Genomic DNA, 15,852 nt, shown 5'->3' on the forward strand with positions numbered 1-15,852 from the left:
AGGCACGCCGCCAGCGTTCGTCCTGAGCCAGGATCAAACTCTCCAAAAGATAGTTTGATTGCTCAAAATAAATGACTAGCTTTAATTTATAAAACGCTTTGTCTTGTTCAGTTTTCAAAGTTCAAATCTTAACGACCTTTATAGTATATCAAGTTTTGTGAACTATGTCAACATCTATTTAATGTTTGGTTATTTCTAACTGACAGATATTATAGTAACAAATGTTAAATACAATATCAATAGGAATTTTTACCAAACAACAAATATTTATTGTGTTTGTTCAAGGCTAACACAATCGCAAAATTCCGAATATCATTTCTACCCAGTAGCACTGCATAAGTTTTTGAGTCTCTTCAAAGTGTGAGAATAAAGTAATACAATGTGTTTGCAAAGAATTAAGACAAGCCTCTTTATCCAAAATAAAAAGCCTAAGAAGGAACGAAAGGTAGCCCTTATCCACAAATCCAGAGACTATTTTACTTTCCCGTTTAAACAAGTGGGCGTATATTACATCGACTAAATGATTCTAGCGGTAACGATACAAATCACCAATCTCTTTTGCCGTTAGACCAAGACAGGTAGTCAGAATGGTGACTGGATTGCCATCACTATCTTTCGTACTCGTACGAATTAAACGAAGAGTGTATTGCGTTTTCGTCCCGTTCTCCTGATTTCCAAGATGTATTTCAGCATCCTGAAAGGTGTAGTTTTACACAAGCTTTTGTCTTCCGGAATGTAGCCCAAGGTTGTGTTGCGAAAGACTCATACTCATCATTGAAGAGTAAATCACACTCAATCGGCCAATATCCCGTAAAATGGATTGGTTTTTCGTACGAGCAAGAATCTCTCCTACAAGGTGATGAAATATCTTTTCAAATAGGTTAAGAGTTAAGATCCGTTGTTTTCGAGAGAGTTGAGATGTGCAAATTCCTTCTAGTAGAAAACTCCTTTGAATCTCATCGCTGTTTTTTACCTTCTTGGTAATATGATTTAAACTTTTAACTCATTGATTTGAGCGACAATCATCAGTTGTAAGAACTTATTGGCAGTTAACTTTTAACATACTTATCAACATTAGCTACGTCAATCAGCTTGTTAAATTTTTCATCTTTAATTACTCTTAGTAATTCCTTTATTGTGGATTTTGTGCGATATTTAAACGTGAGAAAGCTTCTTTCAATTAGGATTTGGACAAGGACTACCTAACCAATACCCAACCTAGTTATAAGGAGTTTTTTTATGCGCTGGAAGATAATATTTATCAACTTTGTTCTATACAATACGAATCATTTCTGCCATAAGAAATGGATTATTTAAGGCTTTATTTATTGCCTTAAATAATCCATAGTTGTATTGCTGTTAATGCAAATACACCAGGTATACCTAGAAACCCTGAGATTGATGCTGTTATTAAATTAATAGGCACATGTATTCCGAAGTTACTTCCAAAAGCGTTAAGGAAAAATAATAATAATGCTCCGATTAAAACCTTCACTACGCTCTGTCCAAGAAAACGAAATAACTTTAATGGCGTTCCAAAAAGTAGTAATAAAACAATAATGCCTATAATGATTCCAATCACCCATGTTGGTTCCACATTCACACCCCCAATGTATACGGCTTGTACCATCTATATGCTTTAACATCAAAAAAAGAACCATTTTTATAGGTCCTTAAACTGATCTAAAAAAATGATTCTTGATTTTATTTGTCTTTTATTGATATTTTTATTTGTCTCGCTTTTGCCTCTCTGTACAGATAGAGATACTTCAATTCTGTTAGTTCAACTTGTCTTTCTAATTCCTCATTCATATCAAAAGATTTATCATACAGGCTTTTTTCGTTTTTCCACCGTATTTTCAAGTCTTCAATTTGGTGTAACAATTTCTGATCATATTCTTTTTTTAGTGTCCCTTTACGTTTAAAGAGCACTGGTACTCCCCCTTAAAGTAACTGCATACATTTATTTTCCCATCTAAAGAGGTAATTATTATAATTCTCTTCTTCCTTCGAGGGCTTTTGACAACGTAACCTCATCCGCATATTCTAAATCACCGCCAACAGGTAATCCATGAGCGATTCGGGTCACCTTTATACCAGAAGGCTTCACAAGTTTAGATATATACATTGCTGTTGCTTCACCTTCAATATTTGGATTTGTTGCTAGAATAAGTTCTTTTATTTCTTCACTTTGTAATCTTTTCAATAAGCTAGGGATATTAATATCCTCAGGTCCAATTCCTTCCATAGGAGATATTGACCCTTGTAACACATGATATAGACCATGAAATTCCTTCATTTTTTCCATGGCTATAACATCTTTTGAATCTTGAACTACACAGACAATTGATTGATCTCTACTTTGATCACTACAAATATAACAAGGGTCTTGATCTGTAATATGACCACAAACTGAACAGTACGTTAAATCCCTTTTCGCATTAATTAACGCTTTTGCAAAATCAAGTACCGTTTCTTCCTTCATTGTTAAAACAAAAAACGCTAATCTTGATGCAGTTTTCGGGCCAATTCCAGGTAATTTCATAAAGCTATCAATCAGCTTACTTATTGGTTCTGGATAATACATTACAAATAGTGCCTCCTACTAGAATAGACCAGGGATATTCATACCTTTCGTGAATTGTCCCATTGTTCGATTAGATAATTCATCAGCTTTTGTTAACGCCTCATTTGTTGCGATAACAATTAAATCTTGAAGTGTTTCAATATCTTCTGGATCAACGACCGCTTCATCAAGTTTTACTTCCAGCACTTCTTTATGTCCTGAAATAATAACTGACACAGCTCCACCTCCAGCTGTTCCCTCTATCTTTTCTTCACCTAATTTTTCTTGAGCCTCAGCCATTTTCTTTTGCATTTTTTGCATTTGTTTCATCATATTTTGCATATTTCCCATTCCTCGCATAATATTACCTCCAACAATTAGTCTCTTATTTCTAAAATTTCTTCACCAAACAGTTTTATTGCTTCTTCAACGAGAGGATCCGTTTCTACTTTACCTTGGTCTTTTATAAGATCACGATGTTGTTCAAGAAACGACTCTCTAATTTCTAACCATTGATTTTCAGGAACACCTACCACTTCAACAGGCTCATTCGTAACCGTTTGAAGGAGAGTGTTTAGTGTACTTATAAATTCTCGGTTATTCACTGCCATTTGACAATGAATTTCATATTTAAATTTAATGATGCACCCATCGGATGAAGCAGCAACAGGCTCAGCATCATTTAATAATGCTGCATGGGATTTTTTTAGTTTTTCTAAAATAATTCCCCAATTTGTTTTTATTAGCTGCAATTTTTGCTTAGTTGCGTTTGATAAAATGGTCTCGATTTTCCCAACTGGTACTTTATAACTGCTCTTAACCTGTCTTGTTGTTTTTTGTTCCCTACTCGTCTCTTCCGTTTTTTGTGGGGAACAAACTCCATCTACTTTTAACTGTTCAAGTTCATTTTCTAATCGGGAAATCTTTTCTTGTAATTCAGTAATAATATTTGTAGAAGTACCTAAATTGTGATCAAGTAAATTTGTTTGACATAATTGCACAAAACAAACTTCAAGTAAAACTTTTGGATGATTCGTCCATTTCATATCTTGCTGTGCTTGGTTAAATCGATTTATTATTTCGTAGATTTGTTCTGAAGTAAAATTTTCAGCTAATCTTTTAAAATCATCATCGACAACAACACGTTCCATATAGTCTTGCATTGAAGATGAGTTTTTGTAAACTAATAAATCTCGAAAATACTGAATCATATCCTCCACGATTCGTACTGGATCTTTACCATCTGCCAATAGTTTATGCAAAAAGGCAAGTGATGATTGGGGATTTTTTTCCAAAACCGATTCAGCAATTTTATGTAATACTTGTTGGGATACAGAGCCTGTAATAATCAGTGCATCTTCAACCGAAATCTTATCTTGACTAAAAGAGATGGTTTGATCAAGTAAACTTAATGCATCACGCATTCCGCCTTCAGAAGCACGGGCAATCATCTGTAATGCTTCCTCATCATACTCATATCCATAGTCCTGAATGATATAGCGCATTCTTTCTGCGATAGCCTGCGAAGAAATTCGTTTAAAATCAAACCGTTGACACCGAGATATGATAGTTAAAGGTATTTTATGTGGTTCAGTTGTAGCTAAAATAAATAAAACATGTTTCGGTGGTTCTTCTAATGTTTTTAATAACGCATTAAAGGCACCAATCGATAACATATGAACTTCATCGATAATATATACTTTAAACTTTGACATACTCGGTGCATATTTTACTTTATCACGGATATCTCGAATTTCTTCCACACCGTTGTTAGATGCAGCGTCTATCTCAATCACATCTGGATTTGAACCATCTGTAATGCTTTTGCATATCGCACATTCATTGCACGGTTCAGCTTGTACACGATTAGGACAATTCACGGCCTTTGCTAATATTTTTGCAGCACTCGTTTTACCAGTACCTCTTGGGCCTGTAAATAAATATGCGTGTGATATTTTTTGTTGTAAGAGGGCATTTTGTAACGTCTTCGTTACATGTTGTTGTCCAACCACATCTTGAAACGTTTGTGGTCTCCATACTCGATATAATGCTTGATATGCCATAGTACCCTCCTTTCAACAAAATCCTTATCAATCATCTTTTATCATGTTCTTCTTATTATACCGTATTTTGAATTTGAATTACTATAAAAAAAACACCCTAACAAAGGATGTCTGTTTATAATTATGTATATAACTGCCGTGCACCTACCTTCGACTGCTAACCATAGGCGTTGCTTACATAGTTAGCTCGGTTCAGGCACCCCTGCGGCACATGGGAGATTCCACTTAATGCTGCTTCCTTCCGGACCTGACATGGTTCATGGATTCCCATTGCGCAGGACCCAAACGTCAACACCACTTGTGTAAGACAGGCCCTACAGTTAGGCAGCCTCGGGTAGGAGTTCAGTCCCGCTAGAGCGGATTGCGGGTACAGGGCACCGCTACCTCCCCACCTAGCACGGCAAAGTTGCTACCAAATATTAAGTACGTCTTTTTGACGTATATTTAGTATACTAGGGAATCTTTTAAAATGCAACGCTTTCCCTCATGTAAATTTTTTCCTTCTCAATTTATTGTATATGCTTTTTCTTTCTCTCTCGAATTTTTTTAAAAAAACTTTTCAATAGCTGGGAGCACTCTTCTTCTAAAACTCCACTTTTTATCTCACATTGATGGTTAAAACGATGATCATCTAGTAGATTCATTAATGATCCGACACATCCACCTTTTGGGTCCATTGCTCCAAATACAACACGTTTAACTCTCGACATAATAATTCCACCTGCACACATGGGACAAGGCTCCAATGTAACGAATAATTCAGCATTCTCTAATCGCCAACTATTTAAATACTGGCAAGCTTCTTGTATAGCGATAATCTCAGCGTGGCACGTAGCATTTTGTTGAGTCTCCCGTAAGTTATGACCGGTCGCAATTACTTGATCATTATGGACGATGACACACCCGATTGGAACCTCACCTTTTTGTTTTGCTTTTACCGCCTCATCTATCGCTAATTGCATATAATATGTATCCCTATCCATTTATTTCTCTCCTTAACCACATAAGAATATTTTTATAAATTTTCGTTAATCATTCATTTTTCTCATTATATATCATAAACTTTCTATAGTGTGAGAACGAGGAGGTAATGCGATGCAAATACATGTTGTACAACAGGGGCAAACTTTGTTTGGTATTGCACAAGCCTATAATACCAATGTGACTGAGTTAGTACGGGCAAATGAGCTCCCTAACCCAAATCAACTAGTAGTTGGTCAATCATTAGTTATACCTATCGTTGGGCGTTTTTATTGGGTACAGCCCGGTGACACATTATTTTCCATTGCAAGGAGGTTTAACGTTTCAAGCCAACAACTTACAACCATCAATCAAATTCCTACGAATCGTCCACTTTCAATCGGTACTAGACTCTATATTCCCCCAACTTCAAAAGTTACAAAAGAGGTTAATGCATATGTTGAGCCCCGAGGAACAGTAACAGCTGCTTTAGAGAATAGTGCAAGGGCAGCTGCACCATATTTAACTTATTTAGCACCATTTAGCTTTCAAGCCCAACGAGACGGATCTTTACGTGAACCACCCTTAAATCAATTTCCTACTATTGCACATGGAAATCGAAACGTCTTAATGATGGTAATAACAAATCAAGAGAATGACCAATTTAGTGATGAATTAGGAAGAATACTTTTAAATGATCAAGATATACAAACAACATTTTTAAATAATATCGTCAATACAGCCCGTAGACTTGGATTTCGTGATATTCACTTTGATTTTGAATTTTTACGTCCAGAGGATAGGCAAGCATATAATCGCTTTTTACGTAGAGCGAAAGAAAGATTCAGTAGAGAGGGGTGGCTGCTATCAACAGCTTTGGCACCAAAGACAAGAGCTGATCAACCTGGACGCTGGTACGAGGCTCATGACTACCGGGCACATGGCGAAATTGTCGATTTTGTTGTCATTATGACCTATGAATGGGGGTACAGCGGTGGTCCACCTATGGCTGTTTCACCAATTGGGCCTGTACGTAATGTACTCGAATACGCTATTACCGAAATGCCTTCCCAAAAAATATTAATGGGGCAAAATTTATATGGTTATGACTGGACTCTTCCATTTCAACAAGGTACTGTTGCCCGTGCAGTTAGTCCCCAGCAGGCAATTGCTTTAGCCAGTCGCCATAACGTGCCAATACAATACGATACAAAAGCACAGGCTCCATTTTTTAACTATACGGATGAAAATGGTCGTAATCATCGAGTTTGGTTTGAAGATGCACGGAGTATTCAAGCTAAGTTTGATTTAATAAAAGAATTAAATATCCGAGGGATTAGTTATTGGAAATTAGGTCTTTCTTTTCCTCAAAATTGGTTATTAATTACCGATAATTTTAATGTTAGGAAAAGATAAGTAGAGTTTTACCTTATTTTTAAACAAGATTTACATGACAATATTACTTGTAGCAAGAGCGCTGTAGAAGATGAAAAAGGAGAACGAACAAATGGATTTACGAGAAAAATATAATATACCAAACCACGCTGTAATTACGATAGCAGGCACTGTTGGCGTTGGAAAATCAACACTTACTAATAATTTAGCTACCGCATTAAGATTTCGCACCTCATTCGAACAAGTTGACTCAAATCCATATTTAGAAAAGTTTTACCAAGACTTTAAAAGATGGAGTTTCCCGTTGCAAATATATTTTCTTGGTGAACGGTTTAAAGAACAAAGGCGAATTTTTGAATATGGAGGGGGATTTGTTCAAGATCGTTCCATTTATGAAGATAGTGGGATTTTTGCAAAAATGCACTACGAGAACGGAAACATGACAGAAACTGACTATCTAACATACAAAGGTTTGTTTGATTCTATGGTCATGACTCCTTTTTTCCATCACCCTGACATTTTAATCTATTTACGAGGGTCTTTTAATGACATTATCACTAGAATAAAAAATAGGGGGCGGCCGATGGAACAAACCACACCGATTGAATATTGGGAGGAAATGTATACTCGCTATGAAGAATGGATCGATAACTTCAACGCCTGTCCCGTTCTCCGTCTAGATATAAATGATTATAACTTGTTTACTGACCCCCGCTCTATAGAAGAAATCATAAATAAGATTGGCTATATTTTAAAGGTGAAAAATAAGGGACTTATAGGGAAAGAAACTGGCAAATACTCTTCACAAAAAAACTGTCCTTAGACGAAAGCTAAAGACAGTTTTTTATTCTCCAATTATTATGCATGCGTATTTTAATTATTATGGCGGAGGAGGAGGGATTCGAACCCCCGCACGGTGTAACCCGCCTGTCGGTTTTCAAGACCGATCCCTTCAGCCAGACTTGGGTACTCCTCCAATTGAGACAAAAATTATAATATCATAGCGAAATGTAAAAGTCAATTAATTGGAAATATCATTAAAAAAACAGTTCCTTTTTACTAGTCGAACAATAATTTTTCAAAGCATATAAAAGCCCCTATTAGTTTTAACTAATGGGGCCCTACAATTTTACAGTTAGCCTAAATACTCTTTCCCACCCATATTTGGACGTATTGCTTCTTTAATCAACACTCAATCATTTGGTTGTTGACAATCTCTAAACCGTAGCAACTGTACAGACAAGAGCAAAACTAGAGTCATTTAAAGTATGAACGAATTCAGGTTTTCCTTTAAAGTTCTCTTCTGAAACGTATTTTTGCTTTTCTCACTTGCAAATCCTCAAAGTTATGACAAAAACAATTTTCACGATATGTGTTATAACTAGGTAACCATACTTCAATATCTTATTTTTTAGCTGCAGTAAATCCTAGATTAGCCGTACACTTATATTATCATTCGATTAATTTTATACATTAAAACCATGAACTAACTGTCGATGTAATACCATGCCAAAGGTTACCGAAAAAGCTCCCAATACCTCTAAACATGAGTACAAACCAATTTGCTTTCTCAACAGACTCAGTAGCAATAACATCAACTTTAGATTTTTGATTTGGGTACAAATAACCTAAGTCTTCACCTTTATACTCATATGTTAAATAACCAACGACTTCACCTTTTTTCACTGGTGCAACTAAGTTACCGTTTTTATCTAACTTTTTCTTATCAAGAACGAGTTTCGGTTTATATTGATCCTTTTCACCATTTTTAATCATCATCGTTAACGGTTCTTTTGTCGCTATTTTAACTGAGTTTTCTTTCCCTTTTAAGACGGGTACAGTTTTTTTCCCTTTAATTGAATAATTACTCTTGAAAATTTCTTCAGTGCTAAAATTTTGGAATGCATAATCTAAAATTTTCTTTGTTTCTTCAAAGCGTTCTTTCTGAGAACCTGTTTTCATAATTACCGAAATAAATCGTTGACCATTACGTTCCGCTGTTGCTGCAAAATTGTATCCAGCATAATCTGTTGAACCTGTTTTTAATCCGTCTACTCCATCATACTCGAAAATTAACCCTGGCAACATCCAGTTAAAGTTTTTAAACTCTTCACCACGGAATTTTAGAATAGGTTGTTTGGCTGTTTCGATTACTTCAGGAAAATCATTAATTAAGTGATATGCTAATCTTGCTGTATCACGTGCAGACATTTTATTTTCATCACTTTTATCACTGCCCTTTGGATGGTTCCCTAACATATCAGCATTATTTAAACCTGATGAGTTCACAAAATAATAATCTTTTAATCCAAGTTCTTTAGCTTTTTTATTCATAAGTTTTACAAAGTTTTCTTCCGTTCCACCAAGTAACTCAGCAAGAGCGACAGTAGATGCATTAGCCGAGTGAATTGCCATTGATTCGTAAAGTTCTTTTACAGTATAAGATTCACCTTCCGTTAATCCAACCGTTGATACACCTAAACTTGGATTAGATAGATCATGAATGAATTTGCTAATAACAACTTTTTGGTCCCAACTAAGTTTTCCTGCATGGATTGCTTCTAGGACTAGATATTCTGTCATCATTTTTGACATACTAGCAACACCGAGTAATTCATCGGCATTTTTTTCATATAAAACTTTTCCTGTCTTACCATCTATTAAAATAGCCGCAGCACCTTTTAAATTTAATGTATCGGTGCTTGCTGAAACTTTTGTATTTCCAACTGGTATCATTGCAGTTATTAAAAAGCTAATAATCATGTAAAGTAGTACGAGTTTCCCTTTTTTAAACAACGAAATTCCCTCCAACATATTGACTTTCAACACTATTGATTAGTTTACCATATCTTTTTTTAAAAAAATAGACTATCATCTGACAGAAAAAAATCCCATTAGAGAAATGGGACTTATAGATTATTCACTTATTACAGTATCTATAAAAATTATTTCTAGTATCTTTGTACGCTTGTCAATTATCATTATTAAAGTGAATAGTTTGGAGCTTCTTTTGTAATTTGCACATCATGAGGATGGCTTTCCCTCAATCCAGCACCCGTCATACGAACAAACTGTGCATTTTCTCTCAAACTTTCTAAATTTGCTGCTCCTGTATACCCCATTCCTGAGCGAATACCACCAATTAATTGGTAAATCGTATCTGCTAGTGGGCCTTTATATGGTAACCTTCCTTCAATACCTTCTGGAACTAATTTCTTATTATCCTCTTGGAAATATCGATCCTTTGAACCTTTTTCCATTGCAGCTATTGAACCCATGCCACGGTAAACTTTGAATCTTCTACCTTGGAAAATCTCAGTTTCCCCAGGACTTTCAGTTGTCCCAGCTAACATACTTCCTAACATAACAGCATGTCCACCTGCTGCTAACGCCTTAACAATATCCCCCGAATATTTAATGCCTCCGTCAGCAATAATTGATTTTCCCATTTTTCTTGCCACCGAGGCGCAATCATATATCGCTGTAATTTGTGGGACTCCTACACCAGCAACAACCCGTGTTGTACATATTGAACCTGGTCCAATACCAACTTTAACAATATCCGCACCGGCATCGAATAATGCCTTTGTCGCTTCAGCTGTTGCGACATTTCCAGCCATTAAATTTAATTCTGGATAAATATCTTTAATTTGTTTAACAACAGTAATTACCCCTTGTGAATGCCCATGTGCAGTGTCAACAACAATAACATCAACGCCTGCTTTATAAAGCATCTCTACTCTTTTCATCGTATCTTTTGTAACACCAACTGCAGCACCAACAAGTAGTCTGCCTTGGCTGTCTTTTGCTGCATTAGGGAACTCAATGACCTTTTCAATATCTTTAATTGTGATTAATCCTTTGAGTACTCCATTTTCATCAACTAAAGGTAACTTTTCAATTCGATACTTTTGTAAAATTTTACCTGCCTCATTAATTGTTGTTCCGACCGGTGCAGTAACTAAATTTTCTTTTGTCATAACATCATCAATAACGATTGAATAATCTTCAATAAAACGAAGGTCACGGTTTGTTATAATTCCTACTAGTTTTTGTTCCTCTTCATTATTAACTATTGGAACACCTGAAATCCGATATTTTGCCATCAAATGTTCAGCATCATAAACTTGATGTTCTGGAGTTAAATAAAAAGGATCCGTAATTACTCCATTCTCTGAGCGCTTTACACGATCCACTTGCTCTGCTTGTTCTTCAATCGACATGTTCTTATGAATAATACCTAATCCACCTTGTCTCGCCATTGCAATTGCCATTTCGGCCTCTGTTACTGTATCCATTCCCGCACTAATAATCGGTACATTCAACTTTAATGTATCTGTTAAAGCTACAGACAAATCTACATCCTTTGGTAATACGTTAGATTGAGCTGGAATTAATAAAACATCGTCAAACGTTAAGCCCTCTTTTGTAAACTTATTTTCCCACATTACTTTAATCGCCTCCAGAAAAAATTATTATTAGTAGGTTACCAATTGGTTAAAATACTGTCAAGGAGCTTTTAATATATCGAACTTTTCAGAATTAGGGGGTATTATATTGCCTACAGATTTTACCTCTTTACATTGGAAGGACTTTCTATATATTTCATCAGCAGATACATCACAAAAATTTCTTATGCACTCTTATAATAAAGGAAAAATTCCAGAAGCTAAACGAAAAAGCTTTGAAAATAGTTTTCCCTTCACTTCTTATATTGAACAAGGAATATCCTTTTTTAAGCAGACTGAACAATCTCCATTAAATATAAAACCTATATTACTTTTTTATGGCTTAGTATTTCTTATCAAAGCATGTATTTTAACAGTCGACCCAAATTATCCCACATCAAGTAGTGTTTTAGCTCATGGTGTTTCAACAAGAAAAAGGAAAAAACAAAATTATCATTATTTGAAAGACGAGGTGAAGCTACAGAAAAATGGACTTTTTCCGCACTTTTCCGACAAAATGTTCCATATGAAACATTTGGAAGGTAATAAGATAACTATTGAATCTTTATTAAGAGAAATCCCAGAATTAAGTGGTTATTTTTCGAAATGGGAAGGGAGCAAAGTAACTATACCAGTACAATGTCAAGGAGATGTATTTATAATACCAAATAATGTCCTTGATTACTACAAAATGACTGCAGATCGCTTCAAAACCTATCTTCATACTAAATCAAACAGGAGTTTGAAATTTGTTGATGATAAGGTAAATCTATCCTTTTATATCGACGATCAGTATGATAAACATGGTGAGATTCTTCCCTTTCGTTACAATATTGAAGAAGAAGGATACTTCTTTATCCGTAATGATAAAGAATTGCATTTTTATCCTGAACTCATGATACATTACTTATTGTTATATCATCTTGGAATGATTGCAAGATACGAAATTGAATGGTGGTCTGAACTTATTCATTATAAACCATCCATTGAATATCCGTTAATTGTTCAATATTTACATACCTCAATGTTAAAAATCCCCTTACTAATTAGCCAATACCTCTGGGGAACCCCAAGTAAACTGTAGGGTTAACAATTACATTTGAAAACAATTGACTTTAATGGTTTTCTACTGCAACAATAAATAATAAAGGAGCATAATTGGGGCACCTCAGGTCAGTTGGCTATAAAACAAAAACAATGGAACAAAATCACTTCAATTTTTTTATGACTTTTACTTACAGATGGGGATGGATCTTCGATATCCATAAGCAGTACTTTTTGTTAAATAATTAACTCATTTTTTCTCACCCTAAATAAAAAAAGGATAGTGAATAATCACTATCCTTTTACTTGCCCGGCAACGTCCTACTCTCACAAAGGCAATGCCTTCACTACCATCGGCGCTGAGAAGCTTAACTTCCGTGTTCGAGATGGGAACGGGTGTGACCTTCTCGCCATGATCACCGGACTATTTAAAACAACAATATGTATTATAATAGGTTGTTTTAGAAAATGCAAGAGAAATTTTCATTCTCTCAAAACTAGATAACGTAAGGCAAACTATTCATTAGGTTAAGTCCTCGAACGATTAGTATCCGTCAGCTCCACACGTCACCGTGCGTCCACCTCGGACCTATCAACCTTGTCATCTTCAAGGGTTCTTACTTAGATAAACTAATGGGAAATCTCATCTTGAGGGGGGCTTCATGCTTAGATGCTTTCAGCACTTATCCCTTCCGCACATAGCTACCCAGCGATGCCTTTGGCAAGACAACTGGTACACCAGCGGTGCGTCCATCCCGGTCCTCTCGTACTAAGGACAGCTCCTCTCAAATTTCCTACGCCCACGACGGATAGGGACCGAACTGTCTCACGACGTTCTGAACCCAGCTCGCGTACCGCTTTAATGGGCGAACAGCCCAACCCTTGGGACCGACTACAGCCCCAGGATGCGATGAGCCGACATCGAGGTGCCAAACCTCCCCGTCGATGTGGACTCTTGGGGGAGATAAGCCTGTTATCCCCGGGGTAGCTTTTATCCGTTGAGCGATGGCCCTTCCATGCGGAACCACCGGATCACTAAGCCCGACTTTCGTCCCTGCTCGACTTGTAGGTCTCGCAGTCAAGCTCCCTTATGCCTTTGCACTCTACGAATGATTTCCAACCATTCTGAGGGAACCTTTGGGCGCCTCCGTTACCTTTTAGGAGGCGACCGCCCCAGTCAAACTGCCCACCTGACACTGTCTCCCGCCCGGATAACGGGCGAAGGTTAGAATTTCAATACAGCCAGGGTAGTATCCCAAGGGCGCCTCCATGGAAGCTAGCGCTCCCATATCTCAGGCTCCTACCTATCCTGTACAAGCTGTACCAAAATTCAATATCAGGCTACAGTAAAGCTCCACGGGGTCTTTCCGTCCTGTCGCGGGTAACCTGCATCTTCACAGGTACTATAATTTCACCGAGTCTCTCGTTGAGACAGTGCCCAGATCGTTACGCCTTTCGTGCGGGTCGGAACTTACCCGACAAGGAATTTCGCTACCTTAGGACCGTTATAGTTACGGCCGCCGTTTACTGGGGCTTCAATTCGAAGCTTCGCATGAAGCTAACCTCTCCTCTTAACCTTCCAGCACCGGGCAGGCGTCAGCCCCTATACTTCGCCTTGCGGCTTTGCAGAGACCTGTGTTTTTGCTAAACAGTCGCCTGGGCCTATTCACTGCGGCTCTCTCGGGCTTAACACCCTATCAGAGCACCCCTTCTCCCGAAGTTACGGGGTCATTTTGCCGAGTTCCTTAACGAGAGTTCTCTCGCTCACCTTAGGATTCTCTCCTCGCCTACCTGTGTCGGTTTGCGGTACGGGCACCCAGATTCATCGCTAGAAGCTTTTCTCGGCAGTGTGAAATCAGGAACTTCGGTACTATATTTCCCTCGCCATCACAGCTTGAGTACTCGGTCATAAGGATTTGCCTCATGACCACTCTTACTGCTTGGACGCGCTAATCCAACAGCGCGCTTACCCTATCCTCCTGCGTCACTCCATCACTCAAGCGAATCTAAGGTGGTACAGGAATATCAACCTGTTGTCCATCGCCTACGCCTTTCGGCCTCAGCTTAGGTCCCGACTAACCCTGAGAGGACGAGCCTTCCTCAGGAAACCTTAGGCATTCGGTGGATGGGATTCTCACCCATCTTTCGCTACTCATACCGGCATTCTCACTTCTAAACGCTCCACCAGTCCTCACGGTCTAGCTTCAACGCATTTAGAACGCTCTCCTACCACAGAACATCAAAGATGTCTGTCCGCAGTTTCGGTGATACGTTTAGCCCCGGTACATTTTCGGCGCAGAGTCACTCGACCAGTGAGCTATTACGCACTCTTTAAATGGTGGCTGCTTCTAAGCCAACATCCTGGTTGTCTAAGCAACTCCACATCCTTTTCCACTTAACGTATACTTTGGGACCTTAACTGGCGGTCTGGGCTGTTTCCCTTTCGACTACGGATCTTAGCACTCGTAGTCTGACTCCCAAGAATAAGTATTTGGCATTCGGAGTTTATCTGAATTCGGTAACCCGATGAGGGCCCCTAGTCCAAACAGTGCTCTACCTCCAATACTCTTATCTTGAGGCTAGCCCTAAAGCTATTTCGGAGAGAACCAGCTATCTCCAAGTTCGATTGGAATTTCACCCCTACCCACACCTCATCCCCGCACTTTTCAACGTACGTGGGTTCGGGCCTCCAGTAAGTGTTACCTTACCTTCACCCTGGACATGGGTAGATCACCTGGTTTCGGGTCTACGACCATATACTATTACGCCCTATTCAGACTCGCTTTCGCTACGGCTCCAGTTTCAACTTTAACCTCGCATATGATCGTAACTCGCCGGTTCATTCTACAAAAGGCACGCCATCACACATAATTGTGCTCTGACTACTTGTAGGCACACGGTTTCAGGTACTCTTTCACTCCCCTCCCGGGGTGCTTTTCACCTTTCCCTCACGGTACTGGTTCACTATCGGTCACTAGGGAGTATTTAGCCTTGGGAGATGGTCCTCCCAGCTTCCGACGGAATTTCACGTGTTCCGCCGTACTCAGGATCCACTCAAGAGAGAACGAAGTTTTGATTACAGGGTTTTTACCTTCTCTGACGAACCTTTCCAGGTTACTTCATCTACTTCGTTCTTTTGTAACTCCGTATAGAGTGTCCTACAACCCCAAGAGGCAAGCCTCTTGGTTTGGGCTCTTCCCGTTTCGCTCGCCGCTACTTAGGGAATCGATCATTTTCTTTCTCTTCCTCCAGGTACTTAGATGTTTCAGTTCCCTGGGTGTGCCATCCTTATCCTATGAATTCAGATAAGGATACTGTCCCATTACAGACAGTGGGTTTCCCCATTCGGAAATCTCCGGATCAAAGCTTACTTACA

11 protein-coding genes, 1 tRNA gene, 2 rRNA genes, 1 other RNA gene and 1 pseudogene are annotated in these 15,852 nt (G+C 38.1%); 3 read left to right on the plus strand and 13 right to left on the minus strand.

What is annotated here, in order from left to right; genetic code table 11:
* Positions 1-1,333: 1,333 nt before the first annotated feature.
* From BN2144_RS05580 to tadA, 7 genes are all read right to left on the minus strand, one after another.
* A complete protein-coding gene (locus BN2144_RS05580; protein WP_033827321.1) occupies positions 1,334-1,597 on the minus strand; it encodes a pro-sigmaK processing inhibitor BofA family protein in 264 nt (87 codons plus the stop codon).
* A 107-nt stretch (positions 1,598-1,704) separates the two neighbouring features.
* Positions 1,705-1,932, minus strand: a complete 228-nt coding sequence (locus tag BN2144_RS05585; RefSeq protein WP_033827322.1) for a YaaL family protein — start codon at positions 1,930-1,932, stop codon at positions 1,705-1,707.
* A 58-nt stretch (positions 1,933-1,990) separates the two neighbouring features.
* Positions 1,991-2,587, minus strand: a complete 597-nt coding sequence (gene recR, locus BN2144_RS05590; protein ID WP_033827323.1) for a recombination mediator RecR — start codon at positions 2,585-2,587, stop codon at positions 1,991-1,993.
* A gap of 18 nt (positions 2,588-2,605) precedes the next feature.
* A complete protein-coding gene (locus tag BN2144_RS05595) occupies positions 2,606-2,926 on the minus strand; it encodes a YbaB/EbfC family nucleoid-associated protein (protein ID WP_033827324.1) in 321 nt (106 codons plus the stop codon).
* Between the two features lie 17 nt (positions 2,927-2,943).
* Positions 2,944-4,629: a DNA polymerase III subunit gamma/tau gene (gene dnaX, locus BN2144_RS05600; protein ID WP_033827325.1), complete on the minus strand. Its 1,686-nt coding sequence runs from the start codon at positions 4,627-4,629 to the stop codon at positions 2,944-2,946.
* Between the two features lie 136 nt (positions 4,630-4,765).
* Positions 4,766-5,030, minus strand: an RNA gene (gene ffs, locus BN2144_RS19080) — signal recognition particle sRNA large type.
* A gap of 108 nt (positions 5,031-5,138) precedes the next feature.
* Complete coding sequence (gene tadA / locus BN2144_RS05605; RefSeq protein WP_033827326.1) at positions 5,139-5,612, minus strand: tRNA adenosine(34) deaminase TadA; 474 nt, start codon at positions 5,610-5,612, stop codon at positions 5,139-5,141.
* 112 nt (positions 5,613-5,724) lie between these two features.
* Here tadA and BN2144_RS05610 point away from each other — a divergent pair, with 112 nt between their 5' ends.
* Both BN2144_RS05610 and BN2144_RS05615 read left to right on the plus strand, forming a co-directional pair.
* Entirely contained in the window at positions 5,725-7,005 is a 1,281-nt protein-coding gene (locus tag BN2144_RS05610; protein WP_033827327.1) for a glycoside hydrolase family 18 protein, read from the plus strand.
* A gap of 91 nt (positions 7,006-7,096) precedes the next feature.
* Positions 7,097-7,807: a deoxynucleoside kinase gene (locus BN2144_RS05615; RefSeq protein ID WP_042337668.1), complete on the plus strand. Its 711-nt coding sequence runs from the start codon at positions 7,097-7,099 to the stop codon at positions 7,805-7,807.
* Positions 7,808-7,867: 60 nt separating this feature from the next.
* Here the strand turns inward: BN2144_RS05615 and BN2144_RS05620 are convergent.
* From BN2144_RS05620 to guaB, 4 genes and pseudogenes are all read right to left on the minus strand, one after another.
* Positions 7,868-7,960: transfer RNA gene (locus tag BN2144_RS05620), tRNA-Ser, on the minus strand.
* Positions 7,961-8,176: 216 nt separating this feature from the next.
* Positions 8,177-8,427 (minus strand): annotated as a pseudogene (locus BN2144_RS20290) (serine--tRNA ligase); the annotation flags it as partial.
* Positions 8,428-8,457: 30 nt separating this feature from the next.
* Positions 8,458-9,747: a serine hydrolase gene (locus BN2144_RS05625; RefSeq protein ID WP_407638057.1), complete on the minus strand. Its 1,290-nt coding sequence runs from the start codon at positions 9,745-9,747 to the stop codon at positions 8,458-8,460.
* 221 nt (positions 9,748-9,968) lie between these two features.
* Positions 9,969-11,432, minus strand: coding sequence for an IMP dehydrogenase (gene guaB / locus BN2144_RS05630; RefSeq protein ID WP_033827329.1), 1,464 nt, complete (start codon positions 11,430-11,432; stop codon positions 9,969-9,971).
* A 109-nt stretch (positions 11,433-11,541) separates the two neighbouring features.
* Here guaB and BN2144_RS05635 point away from each other — a divergent pair, with 109 nt between their 5' ends.
* Positions 11,542-12,516: a YaaC family protein gene (locus BN2144_RS05635; RefSeq protein ID WP_033827330.1), complete on the plus strand. Its 975-nt coding sequence runs from the start codon at positions 11,542-11,544 to the stop codon at positions 12,514-12,516.
* 268 nt (positions 12,517-12,784) lie between these two features.
* Here BN2144_RS05635 and rrf read toward each other — a convergent pair.
* Positions 12,785-12,900, minus strand: a 5S ribosomal RNA gene (gene rrf / locus BN2144_RS05640).
* A gap of 106 nt (positions 12,901-13,006) precedes the next feature.
* Positions 13,007-15,852, minus strand: a 23S ribosomal RNA gene (locus BN2144_RS05645).

Source organism: Bacillus andreraoultii (assembly GCF_001244735.1).
Classification (GTDB): domain Bacteria; phylum Bacillota; class Bacilli; order Bacillales; family Caldibacillaceae; genus Caldifermentibacillus; species Caldifermentibacillus andreraoultii.

Bases quoted from the DNA above. Each gene is read 5' to 3' on its own strand.
- BN2144_RS05625 (WP_407638057.1), bottom strand. From the start codon at position 9,747: ATGATTATTAGCTTTTTAATAACTGCAATGATACCAGTTGGAAATACA.
- BN2144_RS05595 (WP_033827324.1), bottom strand. From the start codon at position 2,926: ATGCGAGGAATGGGAAATATGCAAAATATGATGAAACAAATGCAAAAA.
- recR (WP_033827323.1), bottom strand. From the start codon at position 2,587: ATGTATTATCCAGAACCAATAAGTAAGCTGATTGATAGCTTTATGAAA.
- BN2144_RS05615 (WP_042337668.1), top strand. From the start codon at position 7,097: ATGGATTTACGAGAAAAATATAATATACCAAACCACGCTGTAATTACG.
- guaB (WP_033827329.1), bottom strand. From the start codon at position 11,432: ATGTGGGAAAATAAGTTTACAAAAGAGGGCTTAACGTTTGACGATGTT.
- dnaX (WP_033827325.1), bottom strand. From the start codon at position 4,629: ATGGCATATCAAGCATTATATCGAGTATGGAGACCACAAACGTTTCAA.
- tadA (WP_033827326.1), bottom strand. From the start codon at position 5,612: ATGGATAGGGATACATATTATATGCAATTAGCGATAGATGAGGCGGTA.
- BN2144_RS05610 (WP_033827327.1), top strand. From the start codon at position 5,725: ATGCAAATACATGTTGTACAACAGGGGCAAACTTTGTTTGGTATTGCA.